The sequence below is a fragment of the Gordonia sp. Swx-4 genome (assembly GCF_030316175.1).
Classification (GTDB): Bacteria; Actinomycetota; Actinomycetes; order Mycobacteriales; family Mycobacteriaceae; genus Gordonia; species Gordonia alkanivorans.
Window position 1 is genome coordinate 2,050,557 of record NZ_CP128197.1, and the last position, 23,214, is coordinate 2,073,770.

23 protein-coding genes are annotated in these 23,214 nt (G+C 67.0%); 14 read left to right on the forward strand and 9 right to left on the reverse strand.

Features of this window, described 5'->3' with window-relative positions:
- Positions 1 to 25: 25 nt before the first annotated feature.
- The 6 genes from PWF70_RS09375 to PWF70_RS09400 all read left to right on the forward strand — a co-directional run bounded on the left by PWF70_RS09375 (position 26) and on the right by PWF70_RS09400 (position 6,295).
- Positions 26 to 904: an acyl-CoA thioesterase gene (locus tag PWF70_RS09375; protein WP_035755324.1), complete on the forward strand. Its 879-nt coding sequence runs from the start codon at positions 26 to 28 to the stop codon at positions 902 to 904.
- 10 nt (positions 905 to 914) lie between these two features.
- Positions 915 to 1,379: a hypothetical protein gene (locus tag PWF70_RS09380; RefSeq protein ID WP_035755326.1), complete on the forward strand. Its 465-nt coding sequence runs from the start codon at positions 915 to 917 to the stop codon at positions 1,377 to 1,379.
- A gap of 201 nt (positions 1,380 to 1,580) precedes the next feature.
- The gene (locus PWF70_RS09385; protein ID WP_155225212.1) at positions 1,581 to 3,563 is read left to right on the forward strand and encodes an ABC transporter ATP-binding protein/permease; all 1,983 of its coding nucleotides are present in this window, start codon (positions 1,581 to 1,583) and stop codon (positions 3,561 to 3,563) included.
- 110 nt (positions 3,564 to 3,673) lie between these two features.
- Complete coding sequence (locus PWF70_RS09390; RefSeq protein ID WP_006360584.1) at positions 3,674 to 5,512, forward strand: AMP-dependent synthetase/ligase; 1,839 nt, start codon at positions 3,674 to 3,676, stop codon at positions 5,510 to 5,512.
- On the forward strand, positions 5,509 to 5,946 hold the full coding sequence (locus tag PWF70_RS09395; RefSeq protein ID WP_006360585.1) for a DUF6325 family protein: 438 nt from the start codon (positions 5,509 to 5,511) through the stop codon (positions 5,944 to 5,946). The genes PWF70_RS09390 and PWF70_RS09395 overlap by 4 nt, the downstream gene beginning before the upstream one ends.
- Before the next feature lie 13 nt (positions 5,947 to 5,959).
- Entirely contained in the window at positions 5,960 to 6,295 is a 336-nt protein-coding gene (locus PWF70_RS09400; protein WP_006360586.1) for an SHOCT domain-containing protein, read from the forward strand.
- A 21-nt stretch (positions 6,296 to 6,316) separates the two neighbouring features.
- Here the strand turns inward: PWF70_RS09400 and eutC are convergent, their stop codons facing one another.
- Together eutC and PWF70_RS09410 are read right to left on the reverse strand one after the other, a co-directional pair.
- The gene (gene eutC / locus PWF70_RS09405) at positions 6,317 to 7,117 is read right to left on the reverse strand and encodes an ethanolamine ammonia-lyase subunit EutC (protein WP_006360587.1); all 801 of its coding nucleotides are present in this window, start codon (positions 7,115 to 7,117) and stop codon (positions 6,317 to 6,319) included.
- Positions 7,114 to 8,523, reverse strand: coding sequence for an ethanolamine ammonia-lyase subunit EutB (locus PWF70_RS09410; RefSeq protein ID WP_042376157.1), 1,410 nt, complete (start codon positions 8,521 to 8,523; stop codon positions 7,114 to 7,116). Before PWF70_RS09410 ends, eutC begins: the two co-directional genes overlap by 4 nt.
- Before the next feature lie 233 nt (positions 8,524 to 8,756).
- Here PWF70_RS09410 and PWF70_RS09415 point away from each other — a divergent pair, with 233 nt between their 5' ends.
- The 5 genes from PWF70_RS09415 to PWF70_RS09435 all read left to right on the forward strand — a co-directional run bounded on the left by PWF70_RS09415 (position 8,757) and on the right by PWF70_RS09435 (position 13,992).
- The gene (locus PWF70_RS09415) at positions 8,757 to 9,548 is read left to right on the forward strand and encodes an enoyl-CoA hydratase-related protein (protein ID WP_005196147.1); all 792 of its coding nucleotides are present in this window, start codon (positions 8,757 to 8,759) and stop codon (positions 9,546 to 9,548) included.
- A gap of 32 nt (positions 9,549 to 9,580) precedes the next feature.
- Complete coding sequence (locus PWF70_RS09420) at positions 9,581 to 10,330, forward strand: SDR family NAD(P)-dependent oxidoreductase (RefSeq protein ID WP_006360589.1); 750 nt, start codon at positions 9,581 to 9,583, stop codon at positions 10,328 to 10,330.
- A gap of 47 nt (positions 10,331 to 10,377) precedes the next feature.
- Positions 10,378 to 12,054, forward strand: coding sequence for a class I adenylate-forming enzyme family protein (locus PWF70_RS09425; RefSeq protein WP_035755331.1), 1,677 nt, complete (start codon positions 10,378 to 10,380; stop codon positions 12,052 to 12,054).
- 21 nt (positions 12,055 to 12,075) lie between these two features.
- A complete protein-coding gene (locus PWF70_RS09430) occupies positions 12,076 to 13,221 on the forward strand; it encodes an acyl-CoA dehydrogenase family protein (RefSeq protein ID WP_155225213.1) in 1,146 nt (381 codons plus the stop codon).
- A 96-nt stretch (positions 13,222 to 13,317) separates the two neighbouring features.
- Positions 13,318 to 13,992 (forward strand): TetR/AcrR family transcriptional regulator, encoded by a 675-nt coding sequence (locus tag PWF70_RS09435; protein ID WP_035755332.1) that lies wholly within the window; start codon positions 13,318 to 13,320, stop codon positions 13,990 to 13,992.
- Here the strand turns inward: PWF70_RS09435 and PWF70_RS09440 are convergent.
- Positions 13,966 to 14,586: a TetR/AcrR family transcriptional regulator gene (locus PWF70_RS09440; protein WP_006360593.1), complete on the reverse strand. Its 621-nt coding sequence runs from the start codon at positions 14,584 to 14,586 to the stop codon at positions 13,966 to 13,968. The genes PWF70_RS09435 and PWF70_RS09440 overlap by 27 nt on opposite strands.
- A gap of 76 nt (positions 14,587 to 14,662) precedes the next feature.
- Here PWF70_RS09440 and PWF70_RS09445 point away from each other — a divergent pair, with 76 nt between their 5' ends.
- Positions 14,663 to 15,547, forward strand: a complete 885-nt coding sequence (locus PWF70_RS09445; RefSeq protein WP_006360594.1) for an alpha/beta fold hydrolase — start codon at positions 14,663 to 14,665, stop codon at positions 15,545 to 15,547.
- A gap of 17 nt (positions 15,548 to 15,564) precedes the next feature.
- Here PWF70_RS09445 and PWF70_RS09450 read toward each other — a convergent pair whose 3' ends face one another.
- Positions 15,565 to 15,777, reverse strand: a complete 213-nt coding sequence (locus PWF70_RS09450) for a dodecin (protein ID WP_006360595.1) — start codon at positions 15,775 to 15,777, stop codon at positions 15,565 to 15,567.
- 96 nt (positions 15,778 to 15,873) lie between these two features.
- Between PWF70_RS09450 and PWF70_RS09455 the strand changes: the two genes are divergently transcribed.
- On the forward strand, positions 15,874 to 16,281 hold the full coding sequence (locus tag PWF70_RS09455; RefSeq protein WP_006360596.1) for a YchJ family protein: 408 nt from the start codon (positions 15,874 to 15,876) through the stop codon (positions 16,279 to 16,281).
- A gap of 16 nt (positions 16,282 to 16,297) precedes the next feature.
- On the opposite strand, the gene PWF70_RS09460 is transcribed toward PWF70_RS09455, so the two are convergent.
- From PWF70_RS09460 to PWF70_RS09480, 5 genes are all read right to left on the reverse strand, one after another.
- Positions 16,298 to 17,242, reverse strand: a complete 945-nt coding sequence (locus PWF70_RS09460; RefSeq protein ID WP_139319595.1) for a putative antibiotic biosynthesis monooxygenase — start codon at positions 17,240 to 17,242, stop codon at positions 16,298 to 16,300.
- An 8-nt stretch (positions 17,243 to 17,250) separates the two neighbouring features.
- The gene (locus PWF70_RS09465) at positions 17,251 to 18,648 is read right to left on the reverse strand and encodes an amidohydrolase family protein (RefSeq protein ID WP_006360598.1); all 1,398 of its coding nucleotides are present in this window, start codon (positions 18,646 to 18,648) and stop codon (positions 17,251 to 17,253) included.
- A gap of 258 nt (positions 18,649 to 18,906) precedes the next feature.
- Entirely contained in the window at positions 18,907 to 19,539 is a 633-nt protein-coding gene (locus PWF70_RS09470; protein ID WP_286352928.1) for a DUF2461 domain-containing protein, read from the reverse strand.
- Positions 19,536 to 20,627: a DUF6670 family protein gene (locus tag PWF70_RS09475; RefSeq protein WP_286352929.1), complete on the reverse strand. Its 1,092-nt coding sequence runs from the start codon at positions 20,625 to 20,627 to the stop codon at positions 19,536 to 19,538. Before PWF70_RS09475 ends, PWF70_RS09470 begins: the two co-directional genes overlap by 4 nt.
- A gap of 20 nt (positions 20,628 to 20,647) precedes the next feature.
- A complete protein-coding gene (locus tag PWF70_RS09480) occupies positions 20,648 to 21,223 on the reverse strand; it encodes a CHAP domain-containing protein (protein ID WP_127963871.1) in 576 nt (191 codons plus the stop codon).
- A gap of 217 nt (positions 21,224 to 21,440) precedes the next feature.
- Here PWF70_RS09480 and PWF70_RS09485 point away from each other — a divergent pair, with 217 nt between their 5' ends.
- Positions 21,441 to 22,943, forward strand: a complete 1,503-nt coding sequence (locus PWF70_RS09485) for a phospholipase D-like domain-containing protein (protein WP_286352930.1) — start codon at positions 21,441 to 21,443, stop codon at positions 22,941 to 22,943.
- Positions 22,944 to 23,214: the final 271 nt, after the last annotated feature.

Genomic DNA, 23,214 nt, shown 5'->3' on the forward strand with positions numbered 1-23,214 from the left:
CCGGTCTGTCACTAGGGTGAAGGCCATGACCGTGGAACAGGCCGGGGATCTCGGCAAGCTGCTGGCACTGCTCGACGTCGAACGTCGCGACGAGGACGTGTTCATCGGGCAGCACCCGGAGCAGGTCACCGCTCGGACCTTCGGTGGACAGCTTCTCGGGCAGGGCGTGGTGGCCGCATCCCGCAGCCTTACCCGTGGCAACCCGCCGATCCACGCTCTGCACGCCCACTTCATCCGTGGTGGCGATGTCACCAAGCCGATGGAGTACCACGTCGACCGATTCCGCGACGGCAAGTCCTTCGCCAATCGCCAGGTCACCGCCAAGCAGGACGGCGAACAGGTCTTCACGATGCTCGTGGCCTTCCAGGACAACACCGCCGGGCTCGAACACGCCGTCGAGATCCCGCAGGTGCCCTACCCGGAGGAGTTGCCGCCTCTCGGTGAGCATTTCAAGGGTTACGAGGACCGCATCGCGACCTTCGTGAACGCCTTGCATCCCGTCGACATCCGCTTCGCCAACGACCCGAGCTGGAAGGCGAAGGAGGCGGGGCGCAAGCTCACCGACAACCGGGTGTGGATGAAGGCCGACGGCGTGATGCCCGACGATCCCGTGATGCACGTCGCCGCAATGTGTTACGCCTCGGACACCACGGTTCTCGACTCGATCATCACCACGCACGGACTGTCGTGGGGCATCGACCGGCTGTTCGCCGCGACCGTCAACCACTCGATGTGGTTCCATCGCGAGTTCCGCTTCGACGACTGGCTGCTGTACGCGACGCGTTCGCCGGTGGCGACCGGTTCGCGCGGAATGGGCTCGGGACGGTTCTGGACGCGCGACGGCACGCTCGCGACCTCGGTCGTCCAGGAGGCACTGATCAAGTATTTTCCGCCGAAGAAGTGACGCACCGGAAATGACCATCGGCCAGGAGATGTGGCTGGATCCGGGCCCTCCGCTGCCGCGCCGCACGTGGCAACGCAGGACCCGGGTGCCGGTCATCGTGGGTACGACGATCGCGATGGTGCTGTTCGCGGCCGTCGCGCTCGGCGCCCTGCTGTTGGGTGTGCTGCGCACCCCGACCTTCACCGCGAAGGGCGGCGTCGTCGCCGACTGCGCGACAGAGGTTGCTGCGGCGCCCGGCGGCGGACAGATCGCCCGGGGGACACCGGTCTTCGTCTACGACGCCGCGGGCGGAGAGGTTGCGACGACCTCGCTGAGCGGGTTTCTCCGCAGCGACACGGGCTGCCAACTGACGTTCGAGGTCGACGGGGTGGAGTACACCGATGCCGGCTATGTCGTCCGCGTCGGCGAGAGCTTGTCACAACCGGTGTCGACCGCTGCCCTCCAGAAGGGTGCGGTCCTCCGGCCGTTCGGCTGAATCCTCCGGGTCTTCGCCGTTCTCCCGCCGCGACATGGGCGGCAGTTGTCCGGACAGGCGGTGAACCCCGGGTTAAACTTCGCCGGATCAATGGTGGGCCCGGACACGTTGTGTCGATTCCTTTTTCGACACCCCGCAGTCAGCCGGGCCGCGATGTCGCCGGGATTCCCGGCTGCGACATCCGAGGCGTAGGGAGTGTGCGTGGAGTACAGCATCGACTGGGGTAACGAGGTCTGGGCCAGCCTGAAGTGGCTGGCCATCGCATTCGGCATCGCCGCGGTCGCGATGCTCGTCATCGGCTTCCTGCTCGCTCGCTTCAGCCGATGGGGCCGGCCGCTGTGGCGCGTGATCGGTGGTTTCTTCACCGAGCCCGGCACCCGTCTCAAGGCCTGGGGACTGGCCGCGCTGCTCACGGTGCTCGCACTGCTCGGTGTGCGGATCACCGTGCTGTTCTCCTACTTCAGCAACGATCTGTTCACAGGTCTCCAGACCGCCGCCGAGGGACTGGGGGCCGGCGGCCCGCAGGGGGCCGAGATGCTGCAGATGGGCAAGGACGCCTTCTGGCACTCGATGGCGGTGTTCGGCATCCTCGCCACAGTCCACGTCGTGCGCACGATGATCGAGATCTACGTCGGGGCAGCCTTCGAGATCAACCTGCGCCGCTGGATGACCGGCGGCGCGGCGGCGGACTGGATGGACGGGCGTGCTTTCTATCGCAATCGTTTCGTCGACCTGAGCTCGGGCCTCATGCGCCGGAAGTGGTTCCGCCGCACGTCGGAGCCGTCGCAGAAGCCGACCGACATCCATCCCGGCGTCGACAACCCCGACCAGCGCATCCAGGCCGACATCACCAACGTCGCCTCGGTCGGGTCGTCGCTGCTCTGGGGTGGCGGTGGCTCGTCGACCAACGGTGTGCTGACCGCGGTCGCCTCGATCGCGTCGTTCTCGAAGATCCTGTGGGACCTCTCGGGCCCGGTGACGCTCCTCGGCGTCGAGATCCCGCGGATGATGATGTGGCTGGTCCTGGTGTACGTGCTCGTGACCAGCGTCGTGGCCTTCGCCATCGGCCGCCCGCTCATCCGACTCAACTTCTGGCAGGAACGTCTCACCGCGAACTTCCGCTACGCCCTCGTCCGAGTCCGCGACGGGGCCGAGAACATCGCGTTCTATCGCGGCGAACGCGTCGAGCACAACGGCCTGATGTCACGCTTCGCGGCGGTCATCAGGAACTACTGGCAGATCATCCACGTCCAGATGGCCTTCGTCGGCTGGAACTTCAGCGTCAGCCAGCTCGCGGTGGTGTTCCCGTACCTGGTTCAGATCCCACGATTCTTCGACGGGCAGATCAAACTCGGCGACATGCAGCAGACCGCATCGGCCTTCGGCGAGATGCACGACGCGTTGTCGTTCTTCCGGACCGCGTACGACGACTTCACCGGCCTGCGCGCCTCGATCATCCGTCTCGACGGGCTCGCCGATGCCGACGTGAAGTCGCGTGCCATGCCCGAGATCACGACCGTGGATCGGGACCGGGCTGTTCGTCTCGCCGATATCAGCGTCAAGACCCCGACCGGCGACGAACTGATCCGCGCGCTCAACATCTCGCTCGACCCCGGTGACGCACTCGTCGTCAAGGGCCGGTCCGGTTCGGGTAAGACCACCTTGCTTCGCGGACTCGCGGGCCTGTGGCCGTTCATCGATGGTGAGTTCTCCCGTCCACCGGACGCGCACACCTTGTTCCTGTCCCAGATGCCCTACATCCCGCTCGGTGACCTCCGTACAGCCGTCGCCTACCCGGCGCTGCCCGACGATGTCGGTGACGAGGCGATCAAACAGGCTCTGGAGCAGGTCTTCCTGCCGCACCTGACCGGCCGCCTGTACGACGAGGAGGACTGGGCCAAGGTCCTGTCGCCGGGTGAGCAGCAGCGCGTGGCGTTCGCCCGAATCCTGTTGACGAAGCCGCAGGCGGTGTTCATGGATGAGGCGACCTCGGCGGTCGACGAGGGCCTCGAGTACGCGCTGTATCAACTGGTACGCACCGAACTCCCGGACACGATCCTGGTGTCGGTCAGCCACCGCAGCACCACCGATCAGCACCACACCGAAGTGCTCGAACTGACCGGTGACGGGGCGTGGACTCTGTCGTCGATCGACTCGAGTCCTTCGCTTGACAAACGGTCTTGACCTGCAGGTTGTCGATCCGGGTCGCGTTTGCGTGAACCGATCCTTGCTGCTGCAACTACTCGCTAGTGTGATGCGCAACACAACCATCGCACTGGCGAGTAGGGGCCCAGATGACCGCAGCAGACCTGATCACCTTTCCCCATGAGACCGGCGTCGACGTGTCGACGCTCCCGGCCGCGTTCCAGCAGACCGTCACCGTCCGTCCGGACGCCGTGGCGATCCGTACCGTCGGTGGCATCCAGCAGCTCACCTGGTCGCAGTACGCGACCCGCGTGGAGGCGATCGCCGGCGGTCTCGCCGCCCTCGGCGTGGGGCGCGGGGACACGGTCGGCATCATGCTGACCAACCGGCCGGAGTTCCATCTGGTCGACACCGCGGCACTCCACCTCGGTGCGGTCCCGTTCTCGATCTACAACACCAGCGCCCCTGACCAGATCGAGTACCTGTTCGGCAACGCCGAGAACAGGATCGTGATCACCGAGCAGGTCTTCCTGCCGGTGATCACCGCCGCGAACACCGGCGTCGAACGCATTGTCGTCGTCGACGACGTGGCCGACGGCGCCATCTCACTCGACGACGTCGAACGCACGCCTCCGCCAGAGGGTTTCGACTTCGCCGCGTCGTGGCAGGCAGTCGAACCCGAGGACCTCGCGACCCTGATCTACACATCGGGCACCACTGGGCCGCCCAAGGGCGTCGAGATCACCCATCGCAACATCGTCGCGGAGATGGCGGCTCTCGCCGAGAAGCTCGACGTGGGATTCGACGACCGCTCGATCTCGTATCTGCCGGCTGCCCACATCGCCGACCGGGTGTCGTCGCATGCAGCGAACCTGATGCGCGGGATACAGATCACCACAGTGCCCGATCCGCGCGAGATCGCGACGGCTCTACCCGAAGTGCATCCGACGTTCTTCTTCGGGGTTCCGCGGGTGTGGCAGAAGATCCGCGCCGGCATCGAGGCCAAGGTCGCCGAGGAGTCCAGTCCGGTCAAGAGGGCTCTCGCCGGTTGGGCTTTCGGGGTCGGCGCATCGACCGCGCAGGCGCGTATCGACGGCAAGGGGAGCGGCCTTCTGGGCGGCGTCCAGCACGGAATCGCCGACAAGCTGGTCCTGCACAAGGTGCGTGCCGCACTCGGACTCGACGAGGTGGTCTTCGCGGGATCGGGAGCCGCGGCGATCCCGGTAGAGGTGCTGAAGTTCTTCCTGGGGCTGGGGATTCCGATCCTGGAGGTCTGGGGGATGTCGGAGACCACCGGCGTCTCGACGATGACCACCCCGGACAATCTGAAGATCGGCACCGTGGGCCCGCCGATACGAGGGATGGAGGTCAGGCTCGCCGACGACGGTGAACTGCTCGTCCGCGGCCCCGTCGTGATGCGCGGCTACCGCAACCAACCCGAGAAGACGGCCGAGACGATCGACGCCGACGGTTGGCTGTCCACCGGGGATATCGCGAAGATCGACGACGACGGCAACGTGATCATCGTCGACCGCAAGAAGGAACTCATCATCAACGAGTCCGGAAAGAACATGTCACCCACCAACATCGAGAACGCGATGAAGGCGGCGTCGTCGTTGATCGGTCAGGTCGCGGCGATCGGGGATTCGAAACCCTATGTGTCCGCACTCGTGGTCCTCGACCCGGAGGCAGTGGCGGTACGCGCCAAGAGGCTGAGCATGCCGAACGCCGACCTGGCCGAGTTGTCGACGCATCCCGAGATCGTGGAGGAGGTCTCGTCGGCGATCCGGACCGGCAACGGAAAGCTGTCCCGCGTCGAACAGGTGAAACGATTCACCATCGTCCCGGCGGCGTGGGACCCGGGCGGCGACGAGCTGACCCCGACGATGAAGTTGCGTCGCAACCCGATCGCGGCCAAGTACGCAGCCGAGATCGGCGCACTGTACGAATCGGAGCCGGGTGGGTCCGTCGTGGATCTGCGGTCATGACCGCCGACGACGACTCGGCGGGTCCCGAACTCGGTCCGGTCGACTACGTCGTCGTCGAGTGGGCGGGGACGCAGCCCACGGGTGAGGCGTTGCCCTACCTGATGGACCTGATCGACCGCGGGATCGTGCGACTCATCGACATCGTCTTCGTGTCGAAGGCGACCGACGGCACCATCGCCGAGCTCGGGATCGGAGAGCTGGGCGCCGAATTCGCGATCTTCGACGGTGCGGCGACGTCGATTCTCGACGACACCGACATCCGCGAGGCCGCCGCCGCACTGGAACCCGGTTCCAGCGCAGCGATTCTCGTGTGGGAGAACCTGTGGGCGGCGCCGTTCGCCACCGCCCTGCGCAACAACGGCGGGCGAGTGGTCGCGTCGGGCCGGATCCCGGTCGACGCGCTGCTCGAGACGCTCGACGCGATCGAGGAATGAAGGGACAGGTGTCATGCCAGGTCTGATCCGCGGGGTCGCCCGCACGGCCGTCATCTCCGGAACCGCCACGGCGGTGAGCAATCGGGTGTCCCGACGCCAGGCGAGTCGCTGGGCACAACAGGGCACCGTCACCCAGCAGGATCCGACCGCTCAGCAGTACCCGCCACCCCAGTACGCGCCGACCCCGTACCCGGAGTCGCCGCCCCCGCCACAGCCGCCCCGACCGCCGGCGCAGTCGAGCAGTACGGACACGATCACGGCTCTGAAGGAACTCGGTGCGCTGTATCAGCAGGGCATCCTCACCGAAGCCGAGTTCGCCGCGCAGAAGGCCAAGATCCTCGGGATGTGAGGGTTGGGACCGGGCACCAGGTCAGGACGGCTCGACGGTGAGCTCGTCTGCGTCGTCGAGGTTTTCGCGGGCGGCCTGGCGGGAGGTGTCCTTGAGCGCCACCCCCGACCGGCCGAGTTTGCGGGCGCCGTCGACCAGTGCGGTGGTGATCCGTGCGGCGACCTCGTAGTGCAGTCCGTCTGGCGGGTGGATGTTGGAGATGCAGTTGCGATCGGCGTCGGTGCGGCCGGGCCGGGGCAGATGGGTCAGGTAGATGCCGAGGCTGTCGGCGACCGACAGTCCCGGCCGTTCACCGATGATCACGATGAGGGTCGTCGCGCCGAGTGCCTCACCGATGTGGTCGCCGAGTGCGACGCGTGCCTGGGTGGCGATCACCGGCGGCGCGATGGTGTAGCGATCCTCGAAGGCGTCGAGGAGTGCGGCCACGAGGCCGTGAGCATGATCGACGACCGCGCGCGGCGACAAGCCGTCGGCGATGACGATGCCGATCTCGGCGCCGCACTCGGTGAGGGCGGACAGATCCTCCGGCATCCGGCCGAGATCGGGCCGGCGCAGGTACTCGCCTCGGTCGGACGCCCGGCTCGTCACGACGACCGGATCGCCGAGGTCGAGGTCGGCGAGCGACTCGGCGACGGCCTCGGCGTCGAGGGGTTCGTGAACGGCGTCCCGCGCTGCCGCGTGCGCAGCCTGGAACTCCAGCACGCGACGCGACGGCAACGAGTTCCCGGCGCGCCCCAAACCGATGCGCGCCTGAGTGGTCCGCCGCATCGCGGCCCAGACGTCGTCGCCGTCGGAGACCGGAGACCGGTCCGGGGTGCTCATCGCCCGGCCGCCAGGGGCAGGAGCGGGGAGGAGGCCGGATCGACCGGGAGGATTCGGCCGTCGGCGTCGGACATGCCGAGTCGGGCGAGCCACGCCTCGAACTCCGGCGCGGGGCGCAACCCGAGTGCCTGGCGGACGTACAGCGCGTCGTGGAACGCCAGGCTCTGGTAGCCGAGCATGACGTCGTCGGCGCCGGGCACCGCGATCACGAACGCCGCACCGGCGACACCGAGGAGCGTGAGCAGGGTGTCCATGTCGTCCTGGTCGGCCTCGGCATGGTTGGTGTAGCAGACGTCGACGCCCATCGGGAGTCCGAGGAGCTTGCCGCAGAAGTGATCTTCGAGTCCGGCGCGGATGATCTGTTTGCCGTCGTAGAGGTATTCCGGGCCGATGAACCCGACGACGGTGTTGATCAGCAACGGGTCCAGTGCGCGCGCCACCGCGTAGGCCCTCGTCTCGAGGGTCTGCTGGTCGACGGGCTTGCCCCCGGTGCCGAGGTGGGCGCCCGCCGACAATGCGGACCCCTGACCGGTCTCCAGGTACATGACGTTGTCGCCGACCGTGCCGCGTCGCAGGGACCGGCCGGCCTCGTTGGCCTCCTGCAGGATCGAGAGGTTCACCCCGAATCCCGTGTTGGCTCCTTCGGTTCCGGCGATGGACTGGAACACGAGGTCCACCGGGACGTTCTGACCGATCAGGTCGACGGTGGTGGTGACGTGGGAGAGGACGCAGGACTGCATCGGGATCTCGAACCGCTGACGGATCTCGTCGAGCATGTGCAGCAGGTCGGCGGTCGCCTGTGGTGAGTCCGACGCCGGGTTGATCCCGATCACCGCGTCGCCACAACCCATCAGCAGGCCGTCGAGCGTGGCTGCGGCGATTCCGCGCGGGTCGTCGGTCGGGTGGTTGGGCTGCAGGCGGGTGGCGATCCGGCCGGGGAGTCCGATCGTGGTGCGGAAGGCCGAGGTCACCCGGATGGCCGAGGCAACCAGGATCAGATCCTGGTTGCGCATGATCTTCGATGTCGCGGCCGCCATCTCGGGAGTGACAGCAGGGGAGATGCGGGCGATGCGTTCGGCAGCGTCGGCGCGGGTGGAGATCTCGAGCAGCCAGTCGCGGAACCCGCCGACGGTCAGGTGCGAGATCTCGTCGAAGGCCGCGCGATCGTGGGTGTCGACGATGAGCCGGGTCACCTCGTCCGACTCATACGGGACGAGGAGATCGACGAGAAATTCCGAGAGCGGGACATCGGCCAATTGCCATGCCGCAGCTGCACGTTCGGCACCCGACGTGGCGGCGCAGCCGGCCAGCTCGTCACCCGAGCGGCGGGGTGTGGCCTTCGCCATGAGTTCGACGAGGCCGTCGAACTCATAGGTCGTGCCGGAGATGGTCTGGGTGAATCTCATGGTTCCCCGAAGTCTAGGTTCGCCCGGCCCTGTGTGCATGGCGAACGAACCGCTCGGATCGGCATGGATCCGACAGTGACCCTTGACACAGCAGACGCGATGAATGTACGTTCACTCATACAAACACCACAGTTCATAAATGGACTCCCCGCGGCGCCCGAGACGCCGTTGACCACTGCAGACGCCCCGCATGGACATGCCCCGGGCGATTCCCCACACAAGGAGTGAGCAGGATGGATTACGAAGACATCGACTACACGGTCGAGGGACCCACCGCGATCATCACCATGAACCGACCGCATCGGTACAACGCCTTCCGGGCCAAGACGGTCGAGGAGATGATCAACGCCTTCCGACGTGCCTGGGCCGACAACGGAGTGCAGGCGGTCATCCTCACCGGAGCCGGCGAGAAGGCGTTCTGCACCGGCGGAGACGTGAAACAGCGTGCCGAGACCGGCGACTACGGACCGAGCGAGAGCGGCATGTTCGAGATCGGGAACCTGCACAAGACGATTCGCGACATCCCGAAGCCGGTCATCGCCGCGGTCAACGGACTCGCCATCGGCGGTGGTCACGTGCTGCACGTCCTGTGCGACCTCACCATCGCCGCAGACACCGCGCGCTTCGGTCAGTCCGGACCCAAGGTCGGCTCCTTCGACGCCGGGTTCGGCTCGGCCTTCCTCGCCCGTGTCGTGGGGGAGAAGCGGGCCCGCGAGATCTGGTATCTCTGCCGGCAGTACGACGCCGAGACCGCCGAACGGTGGGGTCTGGTCAACTGGGTCGTCCCGGCCGCGGATCTGCTCGACGAGGCGAAGAAGATCGCCGCCGAGATCGCCGAGAAGTCGCCCACCACGCTGCGTTTCCTCAAGCAGAGCTTCAACGCCGACACCGATCATCAGGCCGGGCTGTCGAATCTCGCGATGAGCGCGCTCGACCTCTTCACGCACTCCCCCGAAGGACTCGAGGGGGCCAACGCCTTCGCGGAGAAGCGCACACCGCAGTTCAACCAGTACGTCGGTGCCTGATCACCGTCCAGCGACAGCACAGAGGAAATCTCATGAGTGACAAGCACATCGCCGTCGTGACCGGAGCCGGGTCCGGCATCGGCAAGGCCATCGCGCTCGGCTTCGCGGCAGAGGGCACCACGGTGGTCGCGGCCGACCTCGACCTCGACGCCGCCAAGCGCACCGCGGAGGAGGCCGGTTCCATCATCCCGATGGCCGTCGACGTCGCCGACCGGGCGAAGGTCGACGAACTGCGGGACGCCGTGAACGCCGAGGTCGGTGTCCCCGACATTCTCGTCAACGCGGCCGGCTGGGACCGCACGGACCAGTTCCTGAACGCCACCACCGAGTTCGCCGAGAAGGTGGTGGCCATCAACTACCTCGGCCCCGTGCACATGGCCAGCGCGTTCCTGCCCGGCATGGTGGAGGCGTCGAAGGCCGACGGCTGGCAGGGTGGCCGCGTCGTCAACCTCGCCTCCGACGCCGGTCGCGTCGGATCGGCGGGCGAGACCATCTACGCCGGCGCGAAGGGCGGCGTCATCGCCCTTTCGAAGTCGCTCGCGCGGGAGATGGCCCGTTATCAGATCACCGTCAATGCGGTCTGCCCCGGACCGACCGACACCCCGCTCTTCCAAGCACAACCGGAGAAGCTGAAAGAGGCTCTGGTGAAGGCGATCCCGTTCCGGAGGCTCGCTCGCCCCGACGAGGTGGCCGCACCCGTCCTGTTCTTCGCCTCGCCCGCGGCGTCGTTCATCACCGGTCAGGTGATCAGCGTCAGCGGCGGTCTCACCATGGCCGGCTGACCGGCCACCACCCACCCCGGACCGAGAAGAGAACCGAGGGAATCGACATGACCCCCGAGACGAGTTACGTCTACGACGCGCACGCGTACCGAAGTTTCTTCGAGCACGAGTTCACCTACCTGAACGGATTCCGCCGCAACGTCGGCCGCTACGCCGGCGAGGTCGCGATGATCGACCCACTCACCGGCCGCCAGTGGACGTACGCCCAACTCGGTTCGGCGGTGGACGAACTCGCGGCCGGTCTCGCCGATCGCGGGGTGACCGACGGCGACGTGGTGGGTTACCAGTTGCTCAACGGCCCGGAGTTCGCCCAGCTCTACCTGGCGACGCAGGCAGCCGGAGCGGTCGGGTCGCCGGTGAACTTCCGGCTCGCGGCCGGGGAGACGGCTGTCATCCTCGACATCAGCCGGCCGAAGGTCTACGTCTACGACGCCTCCATCGGTGCGATGGTCGACGAGGCCATCGCGCTCGCCGACCACACGCCGGAACTGCTCGTCGGAGTCGGCGACGGGGAACTCGTCCCCGGCTCCATCCGCTTCGACGACCTACCCGTCACCGGCGGTGCGGCGCCGACCGTCGCGCGTGGCGTCTTCGACGAGACCACCCGGCTGTACACATCAGGGACGACCGGGATGCCCAAGGCGGTGCCGATGAACTCGGCCATCGAGATCTTTTCGGCGCACGACGTGATCATGCACTTCCCTCTGTCCCCGGACGACCGGACGCTGAACATGACGCCCTGGTTCCACCGGGGCGGACTCTACTGCGCCGGGCCCAATCCGTCGTTCTACCTGGGTTCCTCGGTCGTCCCGATGCGCACGTTCGATCCGGAGCTGACGCTCGACTGGGTGGAGAAGTACCGGCTGACGTTCCTGATCGGTGCGCCGACCAACCTGGCGATGCTCGCCGGCGCACAGTCGGCGAACCCGCGCGATCTCACCAGTCTGCGCGGCATCGTCACGATGGGCGCACCGCTCGAACGTGAGGCGGCGCTGCGCTACCAAGAGGTCCTCACCCCGCGGATCTTCAACGGCTACGGCAGCACCGAGGGTTTCTGGAACACCTTCCTGCGTCCCGACGACCTGCCCGATCACGCCGGTACCGCCGGCCGCGCCTGCATCGACGACGACGTCCGCGTGGTCCGCGTCCACGACGACGGCCATCTGGCGAGCCCGGATGAGGTCGTCGCCCGCGACGGTGAAGAAGTCGGCGAGGTCATCATTCGGTCGCCCAAATGCGCGGCCGCCTACTACGACTCCCCACAGCAGGAGAGGGCGAAGTACAACGGGAGCTGGCTGCACATCGGCGACCTGGCCACCTGGGATTCGGGCGAGTTCGTCACCATCGTCGGACGCAAGGACGACATGCTCCTGTCCGGCGGCGAGAACGTCCACCCGGTCCAGGTCGAGGAGGCGCTGAACGGCCATCCGGGCGTGTCGGATTCGCTGGTGGTGGGTGTCCCCGACGAGCAGTGGGGAAGTCTCGTAGTCGCCTACATCGTACCCGCCGACGGGGATGCGCCAACGCCAGAGGATCTCGACGCGTACTGCCGCACACATCCGATGCTGTCGCGCTTCAAACGGCCACGCGCATACCGCATCGTCGAGTCCCTACCCGTGTCGGCGACCGGGAAGAAGCTGCACTACAAGGCCGCCGAATCCGCTGCACGGGAGATGACCGACGGCGCATTCGCCGCGCCGGCCACCGACCGCGTCCACGGCTGACACACCCGAACGGGAGAATCGATGTCCTCACTCACCCACGAGCTCGAACACAAGCACTTCCGTGAGACGGTCAGACGCTTTGTGGCCGAACAGATCACGCCTGCGCACGCCGACTGGGAGAACGCCGGGCAGTGGGATCGCGGCCTCTTCGTCGAGGCGGGCAAGAACGGGCTCCTCGGCTTTCCCGTACCCGAACAGTTCGGTGGTCCCGGGGTCGACGACTTCCGATACAACGCGATCCTGATCGACGAGGTGGCGCGGACCGGCGCCGCCGCCGAGGCCATCGCTTTCTCCCTGCAGAACGACGTCGTCCTGCCGTATCTCACCGAGCTGACCACCGACGAGCAGAAGGCGCGCTGGCTGCCCGGAGTGGTCGGCGGCGACACCGTGCTGGGGATCGCGATGACCGAACCCGGGGCGGGCAGCGACCTCACCGGTATCCGCACGTCCGCCGTCCGCGACGGCGACCACTACGTCGTCAACGGTGCGAAGACCTTCATCTCCAACGGTCGCAACGGCGACCTCTTCGTCGTCGCCACCCGGACGAGTTCCGAGAAGCACAAGGGGCTCACGCTTTTCGTCGTCGAGGCCGAGACTCCCGGATTCGTGCGGGGTCGCAAACTCGACAAGATCGGCCTGCACGCGCAGGACACCAGCGAACTCTCCTTCGAGGACATGCGCGTCCCCGCGGCCAACCGGCTGGGCGAGGAGGGTGAGGGCTTCTATCAGCTCGTCCGCAACCTTCCGCAGGAACGGCTGTCGCTGGCCGTCGGTGCCGTCGCGGCCGCTGAGGGCACCTTCGCGCGCACCCTGGAGTACGTGCGGGAGCGCACCGCGTTCGGATCGCCGGTCTCGTCGTTCCAGAACACCCAGTTCGTCGCCGCCGAGCTCGCGACCGAACTCGACATCGCCCGCACGTTCCTCGACGACTGCATCGCCGAACACGCGGCCGGGGAGCTGACGCCCGCGCGGGCCGCGAAACTCAAATGGTGGGCCACCGAGCTGCAGGTACGCACCGCCGACCGATGCCTGCAACTGCACGGCGGCTACGGCTACATGCGCGAGTACTCGGTGTCGCGCGCGTTCGTCGACGCCCGCATCCAGACCATCTACGGCGGCACCACCGAGATCATGAAGACCATCGTCGCCAAAGACCTCGGTCTGTAGGACTTGTACAGTGAGCGAACCCTGATTCATCGCGCCGGGTCCACAGTCCGGTGGTTCGAATCGATGCTCATGAGCGGACCAGAAGGAAGTACTGCGATGGCGAAACCCGCCACGGCGAGGTCGTCGGCCGACCTGGCCGTCGAGGAGGCGGTGCGCGCGGTGCGCGTCACCACGCGCCGCCGTCAGCTGCTCGACGCCGCGGTGAAGGTCATGGAGCGCACCGGCTTCCACCAGATGTCGATGCAGGCGCTCGCCGAGGAGGCGCAGGTGAGCGTCGGCCTGTTCTACAAGTACTTCGGCGGCAAGGAAGAGATCCTGCTCGCCGCGATCGTCGACATTCTCGAGGCGTTCCGCGATCAGCTCCAGCCCGCCATGGACCGTGCCGGCGACGACCCCGTCGAGCAGTTGATCGCGGGATTCCGTCAGTACGCGACCATCGTCGACGAGAACCGCGACGCCGTCGTGCTGACCTACCGGGAGAGCCGCACCCTCGACGCGGCGGGACGCGAGCGGATCAAGGAACTCGAGGTCGAGACCTCCGCCCCGATGCGTGCCGCGGTCACCGCCGGCATCGAGGCCGGGCTCATCCTCGATGTCGACGCCGACCTCGTGGTCTTCGACCTGATGATGCTGGCGCACGGATGGGCGCTCAAACATTGGCATTTCGCGCCCGGATACGACCTCGACCGGTACGTCGAGGCCCAGCTCCGCTTCGCGTTGCAGTCCCTCGTCGTCGAGGACGCCCTACCGACCTACCTCGCCCGACTGTGAGATCGCTTCCGTCCGTGCCTGTGTGGTGAGCGCTCGCGCGTAACAGCCCATCGCTCGACCCGCGGCGAGGATCGCGTCGGTGGAGCGCTGGGTGCGGGCGACGATGAACGCTCCCTCGAGTGCCGAGACCACCGCCGACATCAGTGAGCGGGCGTCCGCCACGGGGAGTCCGCGCGCCGTGAACAGCGCCGCGCCGGCGTCGATCCACGATGACATGACCTCTGCGGCGATCTCTCGGAGGTCCGGTTCGGCGTCGGCGATCTCACCTGCGACGGTCCCCACGGGGCACATGTTCAGCCAGCCGCCCTGTTCGATGGTCTCTGCTGCGGCGACGAACGCCGCCTCGATCCCGTCGGCGGGGTCGTCGTAGGGCGCCAGGAGCATGCCGACCAACTCACCGTAGGCCGTTCCGGACTGTCGGAGTGCGGCCGCCGCGATGTCGCGCTTGCCGCCCTTGAAGTGGTGGTAGATCGATCCGATGGGGGCATCGGACAACTCGACGACCTGTTTGATCCCGGTCGCGGCATACCCCTGCCGGCGCAGGAGTTCGGTCATCGCCATCACGATGCGTTCATCGGTCTTCACCCTGGCCATTCTAGAACAACTATTCTAGAATGATCATTCTAGAGGCCTGATCGGTCTCGTCCGTTCAAGGCGAGGAGCACGCGTCATGACCGAGCTCAACCAGACGACAAGCGCCGAGGAAGGCGCTCTCAAGCGCATCGAGACGCCCGCCGGCACCGTCGAGTACGCGGAGGACGGAGCGGGGCCGCCGGTGGTGTTCCTGCATGGGCTGCTCATGGACCACACGGTGTGGGATGAGGTGATCCCGTTGCTGCCGAGTGGCTTTCGCTACATCCGGCCGATCCTTCCCCTCGGGTCGCACCGGGTCCCGCTCAGCGCGGATGCGGACCTGTCGATGGACGGGATGGTCGGACTGGTCGCGGACATTCTCGAGGCCCTCGACCTGCGCGACGTGACCCTCGTCCATTCCGATTGGGGCGGTTCGCTGTTCCTCACCGCTCTCGGGCGGGACGAGCGTGTCGCGAGAATGGTGATCCTCCCGTGCGAGGCCTTCGAGAACTTCCCGCCCGGATTGCCCGGCAAGATGGCCACCCTGGCGGTGCGGCTGCCCGGGGGTATCACCCTCGCGGCGCGCCAGCTACGGATCGGGTGGCTTCGGCGACTGCCGATGCTGTGGGGATGGATGATCAACAAGCCCGTCGACGACGAACGAATGCGCCGATGGACCGATCCGGTCCTGCGTGACCCTCGTATCCGGCGCGACGTCACCAAATACGCGACGACGTCCTTTGAGCCCGCCGAGCTGGTCCGGAAGACCGAGGCGCTCAAGAGTTTCGACGGCGAGGTGCTCGTGCTGTGGTCGCCCGACAACCGGGTGATGCCACCGGCGCACGGACCTCGACTCGCCGAACTCGTGCCTCGGGGCCGCTATGCCGAGATCCCCGGGGCGGCGGTGCTGTCCATGCTCGACGAACCGCAGGCCGTCGCGCGCGAGATCGGCGCGTTCCTCACCGCCGCGCCAGGCGACTAGAACGTCTCGGCCCCGGGTCAGGCGCCTTCGATCTTGAAACCGACTTTCAGGGTGACCTGGAAGTGTGCGATCTGACCGTCTTCGATGTGTCCGCGGGTCTCGGTCACCTCGAACCAGTCCAGATGGTTGACCGTCTGGGACGCGCGGGCGATGGCGTTCCGGATCGCGTCGTCGGTGCCGGTCGCGGCCGAACCGACCACTTCGATGACCCGATAAACATTGTCGGACAAGGATTCTCCCTCCATTGGCGTCGGTCCGCTCACCTCACGGGCAACCGGACCGCCTCTTGGGTGACCTCGTTTCTGTCTACCCCTAAGATGCGGGGAATGAACACCGAATCGGCAAACCGTGATCCCGGCGCGCGGTGTCCGTGTCTGTCCGGCTTTCCCTTCGGCGAATGCTGCGGACCGGTCCTCGCCGGTGAGCGCGCCGCGCCGACCGCCGAGGCGCTGATGCGGTCGCGCTTCACCGCTTTCGCCCTCGGTGATCTCAACCACCTGCGGGTCACCTGGCATCCCGACACCCGCCCGGACGACCTCGAACTCGACGACGCGATGCGCTGGTACCGCCTCGACGTCGAGTCGACGAACGGTGGATCGCCGTTCGACACCGAGGGGGAGGTCACCTTCACCGCGTACTACAAGTCCGGCTCCGAGCGGGGGTCTCTCCACGAGCGCAGCCGTTTCACCCGGTACGACGGGCGATGGGTCTACCTCGACGGGATCGTCGGCTGAAACGTGTCCGCCGGTCTCAGGCGTCCATGTAGTCCCAGAACTGAAGCCACGTGACATTGGCGAAGAGGGCGAGACAGGCGCTGTAGATCGCCAGGATCGCGATTGCGCCTGCGAGATTGCTGCGCCAACCGTCGCCGTCGACCGGATCGAGCCAGCGGCGGAACGGTTTGGCTGCCCACGGCATGAGCCACCACTGCATCAACCCGACGCTCACGACCTGACTGAGCCACAATGCGAGCCACGGCTCCGCCCCGGCGTCGTCGAGGACCGGTCCGAGGAAACGGGACAGGATCATCACCGTCGGGTACAGAACAAGCAGCACCATCATCGCCGACTTCCAGTTCGGCGTCTGACGGATGCGGCCGTGGTCGGTGCGCACCGTGGTGCCGAAGGCGGTGGTGGCCGACATCGTCTCGAAGTCGTGGGTCAGGCTCGACCGCAACACGTCGAGTGCCTCACCGCGTTCCCGCGACGATACCCAGGCCGACAGTTGCCGGTCGGTGCGGAACCTCAGTACGGACAACGCGGTGTTCGTCTCGTCGTCGACGAAGAGCGCGGTTCCCTCATAGCCGCTGAAACCGCTTGCCGCACCGGTCAGCTCGCGCTGGGCGTCGAGGAACTCCGCGGATCTGCCGGGCACGATCTCGTGTCGGAAGGCGCCGACGCCCGGTGGAGGAGCCTCCCCGTCGACGAGTTCGAGCGTCGGCGCCGACGGCAGCCAACCGAGATCGCGTCCCTTGCGCAGGATTTCCGCGCGCCGGGCGCTGTCGACCCACCGGTCACATGCCATCTCGTCGACGAAGGTCGCCGCCACCGCCGGTTCGAAATGGCCATCGGTCACCGTCGAGATGTCGGTGCCGAGGCAGCCCTCGGTGTCGGCCGCCGACGCGGCGAGCAATGCCGCCCAGTCGGCGAATCCCGCCTGCGAAGCGGGATGAAAGACGGACAGGGTGACAACCATCGCGCCGGCTACACCACCACTCGTCGGCCCTGGACGTAGACCTCGGCGACCGAGGATTCGCGAATACCCATCAGCAGCCCGAAGAGGGTCTGATCGCGGGCGAGCATGGGATCGTCGGAGCGGACCGCATTCTCCAGCGTGGCTTTCAGGCCGTCGGCCGGCTCGATGACGAGGAAGTCCGCCTCCTTGCCCTCGTCGAAGTTGCCGAAGCGACTCTCCATGTCGAGTGCGCGCGCTCCGCCGAGTGTTCCGATGAACAGCATTTCCGCCGGATGCATCGACACCCCCGCCTCGCCGGGTTCGGTGATGTGTTGCTTGAAGGCGTCGCCGAGTACGCGGGGGATGAGCCACTCGTCACCGCCCCCGAAATCGGTTCCCGCGGAGATGTTCACCCCGGACGCGACCGTGCGTTTCCACGGCATCGTCCCGGAACCGAGGAACAGCTGCGACACCGGGCAATGCGAGATCGACGTCCCGGTCTCGGCCATGCGCGCCAGTTCGGAGTCCTGGCAGTGCACGGAGTGCGCGAGGATGGTGCGCGGACCGAGCAGGCTCTTGCCGCCGACCTGTGATCCCGGCAGGAACTTCCCGTCGTAGGTGTCGAGATACGAGTCGACCTGATAGACGTTCTTGGTCGTGTCGATCTCGCCGGTTCCGGGCCGGCCGTTCTCGTTGAGATGGGTGTGCACGTAGACGCCCCGGTCGCGGTACTCGTCGTAGAGCTCGCCGAGGTTCTGCAGTGTCTGGGTGGTCACCGACAACGAGAACCTCGGGACGATCGCCACATGTAGGAGCGCGGTCCGGTAGTCGCCGGTGTCGGCGGCGTGCCACTTCTCGATCTCGTCCCTCGTCAGGCGGATCGCGTCGTCTTCAGAGGTGAGTAGCGGTTTCGCGGTGTCACCGCCGACCGTCTGGATTCCGCGCCCGGAGACGAGGCGCAGACCCGTCCTTCGGGTCTCCTCGAACAGCGCGTCCTGGGCGTGGGGAAACGCCGAACCGAATGCCATCATCGCGGTGGTGCCGGCCGCGACCCGTCGCTTGGTGAACTCGACGGCTGCGGCCTGCGCGAACTCGGGGTCGGCGAACCTCGACTCGGACGGGAAGATGCAGAGGTTCAGCCATTCCAGGAGTTGCCCGCCACCGTAGGAGTCGCCCGCGTACGTCTGCGGGAAGTGGATGTGGGTGTCGACGAAACCGGGGATCAGGTAACCGCCGGAATGCTCGTGCCGTCGAGCGGAGGCGAACTCCGCTGGTAGCCCGGACTTCTCACCGCAGTACTTGATCATGCCGTCGGCCCCGATCGCCAGGGCGCCGTCGGGGATCTCCACGAGCGCGTCGGACGCTTCGGTGATCAAGGGGCTGCCGGCCAGATGGAAGATGTGACCGTGGTGGACATGATCGGTCATCGAAAGCTCCTCCGCTCACGAGCTGACATCACGTAATCGGGCATCACCGCACAAGAATTTCACGCTCGTCACGGTGGTGCAGAACGATATGGTCGTGGCGCGGTGGACGTCGTCGTCGTCACAGGCTCGCAGCCAGTATGAACAGCCCTACCCGAGCGGCAGGGGCGAGATCGCGAACCGCTACCGATTCGTGTCCGTCGGGCCCTCCCACCCGACGCGCCGCGGCGTCGCGCGAAAGTCGTTCGTGTGGCTCACCGTTCAGGTGGCGGCGTGGCGGACGATCCAGTCGACGAGCGTGTTGGTCTCACGCCAGTCCTTACGGACGCGGTCGACGAGTGTCGGAGTGTGGATGACCTCGTCGAAGCCGTAGTCGCGGCCGGCGAAGAGCGACTTGTGGCGCAGGAGTTCGATGCGCGGGTGATCGGCGTCGTAGCCGCGGGGAGCGGTCTTCAGGCGGTCGCCGCCGATCTCCCATCCGGCTTTGGCGAGTCTGCCGACGATGCGCTCGAGTTCGGGGCCGTGCCGGTCGTGGTCGATGGCCTTCCGCACTTCGGCGAGGCGCGCCGGCGCGGCCTCGTAGAAACCCGCGCCGACCCGGACTCCGGGTGCGCCGATCTGGATGTAGTACCCGGTGGCCGGTGCCACCGCGACGAATGCACCCTGGTGCGTCTTGTACGGAGACTTGTCCTTGGAGAAGCGCACATCGCGGTACGGGCGGAACAGCTTGGCGGTGCCGAACTCGTCGGCGAGTTCTTCGGCAAGGGCCGTCATCGGTTCCGCGACCGCGGTGCGATAGATCTCTTTGTGCTGCTCCCAGAAGAACTTCGAGTTGTCGATCTCGAGATCGTCGTAGAAGTCGAGAGCGGCTTCGGGGAATCCGTCGAAGCTCATGGCATTCCTGTCGTCGCGGCGCCGGACCCGTTCCGGCGGCGGTGAGGTCGTTCGTCGATGTGCTCGGCGTATCCTCGCGTGGTGAACTCCTCGCCGTCGACGCGCACCCGGGCCTCGTAGCCGGAGATGTGGCCCCGTCCGATCGCGAATCGTTGCGGGCAATCGTAGGTTCCGACGACCGAGACTCCGTCGCAACCGAACTCGAAGACACGGGGGAGAAATCGCTCGCTTCCATGCGTGTCCACGGCGGGGGCGTCGTCCGTTTCGAGGATGCGGTGGTATCCCTCGTGCACCTTGTGATCGGCTGTGCCGTCGAGTGATCGGCGGATGACGTTGGTCTCGACGATGCTGCCGGCGACCCCCAGTTGGGTGAACAGGATCTGGCGCTCACCTGGCAGATCGACTACGTGATAGCTGAACCACTCCAGCGGGATCTGTCGGTGCGTGGCCCGGCGGAGCGCCACGTAGGGACTGATGGATCGCGCGTACTCGAGGTTCCTCACGCCCGAGATCTCCGTCGTCACACCGCGGTGCGTCACCTCGCCCCGGTAGCGGCCCACGTGTCCGATGTGTTGCCAGACAGGTGATTTGACGAACCAGGTGGGATTGGGTCGGCATGTCATCGTCAGCGTTGCGTCCAGGTCGCCGGCATGGATCCGGATGTCGAACTCCGGATGCGTTCCGGTGATCGAGGCCAGAGAGCCGAACTCCGCACGGTCCGGGGCGAACCGCCCCTCGCGTCGGATGGAGAGCACCTCCCGTGTGTAGGCGCTGTCCGCCCCGCTCGACGCGGAGGCGACGACGATGTCCTGCGGGTCGTCGGGGGTGGCCTCCTGCGGGAAGTCGAAGGCGTGGAGGCCGGTCATGCCGGCCATCACCATCAGGCTCAGGTACCGGTGTGGGTGGGGCAAGGACGGCAACATGAGGCCGTAGTGGCTCCACCCGAAGCGGCCCGGCAGCTCGGTGTGCGGCAGGAGATCGAGCGATCCGTCGAACGGTTTCTGTGACGCGCGGTGCGCGGCGTCGGTGAAGTGGCGGGCCACCGCCAGCGCTGGTCGCACAGCGGCCGGAGGGCGCGAGCGGTACACGTGCCGACTGTCGCCGTTCATCACCGGCCGTCCGGTCCCGGGTCGAGGCGTCCGAACCCGACGACGCCGCCATCCGACCGCCAGTCCAGTTCATGTACCCGGATCTTGCGCATCTCGTTGCCCCCGACCGTCGTGGCCTCGTCGCCGTCGACCCCGACCACGATGTTGGTGTGTTGGCCCAGGGCCGACGACCGGTCGTAGAGCACGACGTCGCCCACGCGGGGCGTGTAGTCACCGACCGGCTCGAAACGTCGGGTGTCCTCGAAATACTCCTGCAGGGTGAACACTCCCGGAATCCGCCAGTGCCCCGAGTGGGGGTTGGCGAACGGTGTCCCGGCCTCGCGCATGATCCAGCTGACGAAGTTCGCGCACCACGGTTCGTCGACGCCTTCGGAGTAGAACGGCCCCGGACGCTGCGCGGCGTGCTCGGCGCGGAGCAACTCGACGATCTGGTTCTGCGTCGGCGTCAGTTGGGTGGCGTCGACCTGGGGAAATTCCGCGGTGTCCCACGGTAGCCACCGCTCGGGGACGGTGCGCCAGGCGATCGCACCGGCGCCCAGCAGCAGGGCCACGACGACCGCTGCGGCGACGGCGATCGGTCGGCGTCGACGACGGGGCGGGCGTTCGAGGAGGTCCCTCCCGTCCGCGAGGTCCCTCTGTTTCCTAAGGTCACTGGCCGAGTCGGATCTCACCTCGACGAGTGTAAGGAATGCCACGCGGTGCGGTGCCGCGCTGCGCCGGGGGTGTTGGCAGAATGACGGGCCGGCGGGGGCTGCGAATCACGACCGTGAGAAGAACGGGGCGGAACACGACATGACGGACAAACCGGGGCACGAGCCGATACTGCGTGCGGGGGACACCTGTCGGGAGATCGCCACCGCCGACCGCGTCGCCTGCATCGTCGATGCGGCGGACTACTTCCTGCACGCCAAGTCGGCGCTCCTGCAGGCGCGACGCCGCGTCATCCTGATCGGCTGGGATGTCGACACGAGGATCAGTCTGGACCCGCGGTCGCCGGAGGGAGACGTTCCCGACCGACTCGGTGAGTTCCTCAAGTGGCTCGGCGCGAACCGGCCGGGCCTCGAGATCTATGTGCTGCGCTGGAGCACGGGTGCCTTCACCGGGATGCTGCGCGGTGTCGCGCCGCCGTTCGTCCAGGATCTGTTGACGGGGCGTCGACTGCATTTTCGGATCGATGCCGCACATCCGGTGTCGGCCGCGCATCACCAGAAGATCGCCGTCATCGACGACCAGTTCGCGTTCTGCGGCGGCATCGACATGACCGTCGACCGCTGGGATACTTCGGAGCACCTCTCGCACAACGACTTCCGTCGTGATCCCGACGGTGAGCCACATGGTCCCTGGCATGACGTGACGGTCGCGCTCGACGGGGATGCGGCACGTGTCGTCGCGGGTGTCGCCGTCGACCGGTGGGAATCGGCGACCGGTGAACGTCTGGCGCTCCTCGTCGACACCGACGGTCCCGACATCTGGCCCGAGGACCTCGGGGTCACGTTCACCGAGTGCGAGGTCGGGGTCGCCCGCACCATCCCGCACTACAACGATCGTGACGAGGTCGACGAGATCCGGCGGCTCTACAAGGCGGCCTTCGCGGCTGCCCGGCGCACGATCTACATCGAGAGCCAGTACCTGGCCGCCCGCGAGATCGCGGATGCGCTGGCCGAACGGCTCGTCGAACCAGACGGTCCGGAGATCGTCGTCGTTCTCCCGCGGCATGCCGACAGCCCGGTCGAACGGCTGGCCATGGACGGCGCACGGCACAAACTGCTCCGGATGCTGTGGCGTGCCGACGTCCACGACCGGTTCCGCGCCTACTACCCGGTGACCTCGGAAGGCGACGAGATCTACGTGCACGCCAAGGTGCTCGTCATCGACGACATCCTGCTGCGCGTCGGTTCGTCCAATCTCAACAATCGATCGCTGGGTTTCGACAGTGAATGCGACGTGGCGATCGAGGCCCGCCGCGACCACCCCGACGATGCGCGCATCCGCGACAACATCACGTCGATGCGGACCCGGCTGCTGTCGGAACACCTCGGCGTCGATGCCGAGGTCTTCGACGACGCTGTGCGAGAGAAGGATTCGCTGGTCGGCGCGATCGAGGCGCTGGCCACCCCGGGCCGCACACTCGAACTTTTCGACCGTGAGGTCATCGATGACGAGGCCTCGATCATCGCCGAGAACGAGCTCGTCGACCCGGAGGACGCGAGCACCCCGCTGGTCGAACGGGTCTACCGCAGTGTGCTCCGGCGGGGAGCCGGAAAACGTCTGACGCGCTTGACTTCCACGCGCTGAAATCCGTCCCTGCGACGAGACGCCGACGCTGCCGACGTGCGAGGAGCGCCAGCGGCCAGGCACCACCGCTCCCTGAGGTGCGAGGAGCGCCAGCGGCCGGTCACCACCGCTCCCTGAGGTGCGAGGAGCGCCAGCGACCGGTCACCACCGCTCCCTGAGGTGTGAGGAGCGCCAGCGGCCAGGCGCCACCGCTCCCTGAGGCGTGAGGAGCGCCAGCGGCCGGTCACCACCGCTCCCTGAGGTGCGAGGAGCGCCAGCGACCGGTCACCAC

Coding starts and splice junctions, on each gene's coding strand:
- PWF70_RS09375 (WP_035755324.1), top strand. CDS start 26: ATGACCGTGGAACAGGCCGGGGATCTCGGCAAGCTGCTGGCACTGCTC.
- PWF70_RS09380 (WP_035755326.1), top strand. CDS start 915: ATGACCATCGGCCAGGAGATGTGGCTGGATCCGGGCCCTCCGCTGCCG.
- PWF70_RS09390 (WP_006360584.1), top strand. CDS start 3,674: ATGACCGCAGCAGACCTGATCACCTTTCCCCATGAGACCGGCGTCGAC.
- PWF70_RS09395 (WP_006360585.1), top strand. CDS start 5,509: ATGACCGCCGACGACGACTCGGCGGGTCCCGAACTCGGTCCGGTCGAC.
- PWF70_RS09400 (WP_006360586.1), top strand. CDS start 5,960: ATGCCAGGTCTGATCCGCGGGGTCGCCCGCACGGCCGTCATCTCCGGA.
- eutC (WP_006360587.1), bottom strand. CDS start 7,117: ATGAGCACCCCGGACCGGTCTCCGGTCTCCGACGGCGACGACGTCTGG.
- PWF70_RS09410 (WP_042376157.1), bottom strand. CDS start 8,523: ATGAGATTCACCCAGACCATCTCCGGCACGACCTATGAGTTCGACGGC.
- PWF70_RS09415 (WP_005196147.1), top strand. CDS start 8,757: ATGGATTACGAAGACATCGACTACACGGTCGAGGGACCCACCGCGATC.
- PWF70_RS09420 (WP_006360589.1), top strand. CDS start 9,581: ATGAGTGACAAGCACATCGCCGTCGTGACCGGAGCCGGGTCCGGCATC.
- PWF70_RS09425 (WP_035755331.1), top strand. CDS start 10,378: ATGACCCCCGAGACGAGTTACGTCTACGACGCGCACGCGTACCGAAGT.
- PWF70_RS09430 (WP_155225213.1), top strand. CDS start 12,076: ATGTCCTCACTCACCCACGAGCTCGAACACAAGCACTTCCGTGAGACG.
- PWF70_RS09435 (WP_035755332.1), top strand. CDS start 13,318: ATGGCGAAACCCGCCACGGCGAGGTCGTCGGCCGACCTGGCCGTCGAG.
- PWF70_RS09440 (WP_006360593.1), bottom strand. CDS start 14,586: ATGGCCAGGGTGAAGACCGATGAACGCATCGTGATGGCGATGACCGAA.
- PWF70_RS09445 (WP_006360594.1), top strand. CDS start 14,663: ATGACCGAGCTCAACCAGACGACAAGCGCCGAGGAAGGCGCTCTCAAG.
- PWF70_RS09455 (WP_006360596.1), top strand. CDS start 15,874: ATGAACACCGAATCGGCAAACCGTGATCCCGGCGCGCGGTGTCCGTGT.
- PWF70_RS09460 (WP_139319595.1), bottom strand. CDS start 17,242: ATGGTTGTCACCCTGTCCGTCTTTCATCCCGCTTCGCAGGCGGGATTC.
- PWF70_RS09465 (WP_006360598.1), bottom strand. CDS start 18,648: ATGACCGATCATGTCCACCACGGTCACATCTTCCATCTGGCCGGCAGC.
- PWF70_RS09470 (WP_286352928.1), bottom strand. CDS start 19,539: ATGAGCTTCGACGGATTCCCCGAAGCCGCTCTCGACTTCTACGACGAT.
- PWF70_RS09485 (WP_286352930.1), top strand. CDS start 21,441: ATGACGGACAAACCGGGGCACGAGCCGATACTGCGTGCGGGGGACACC.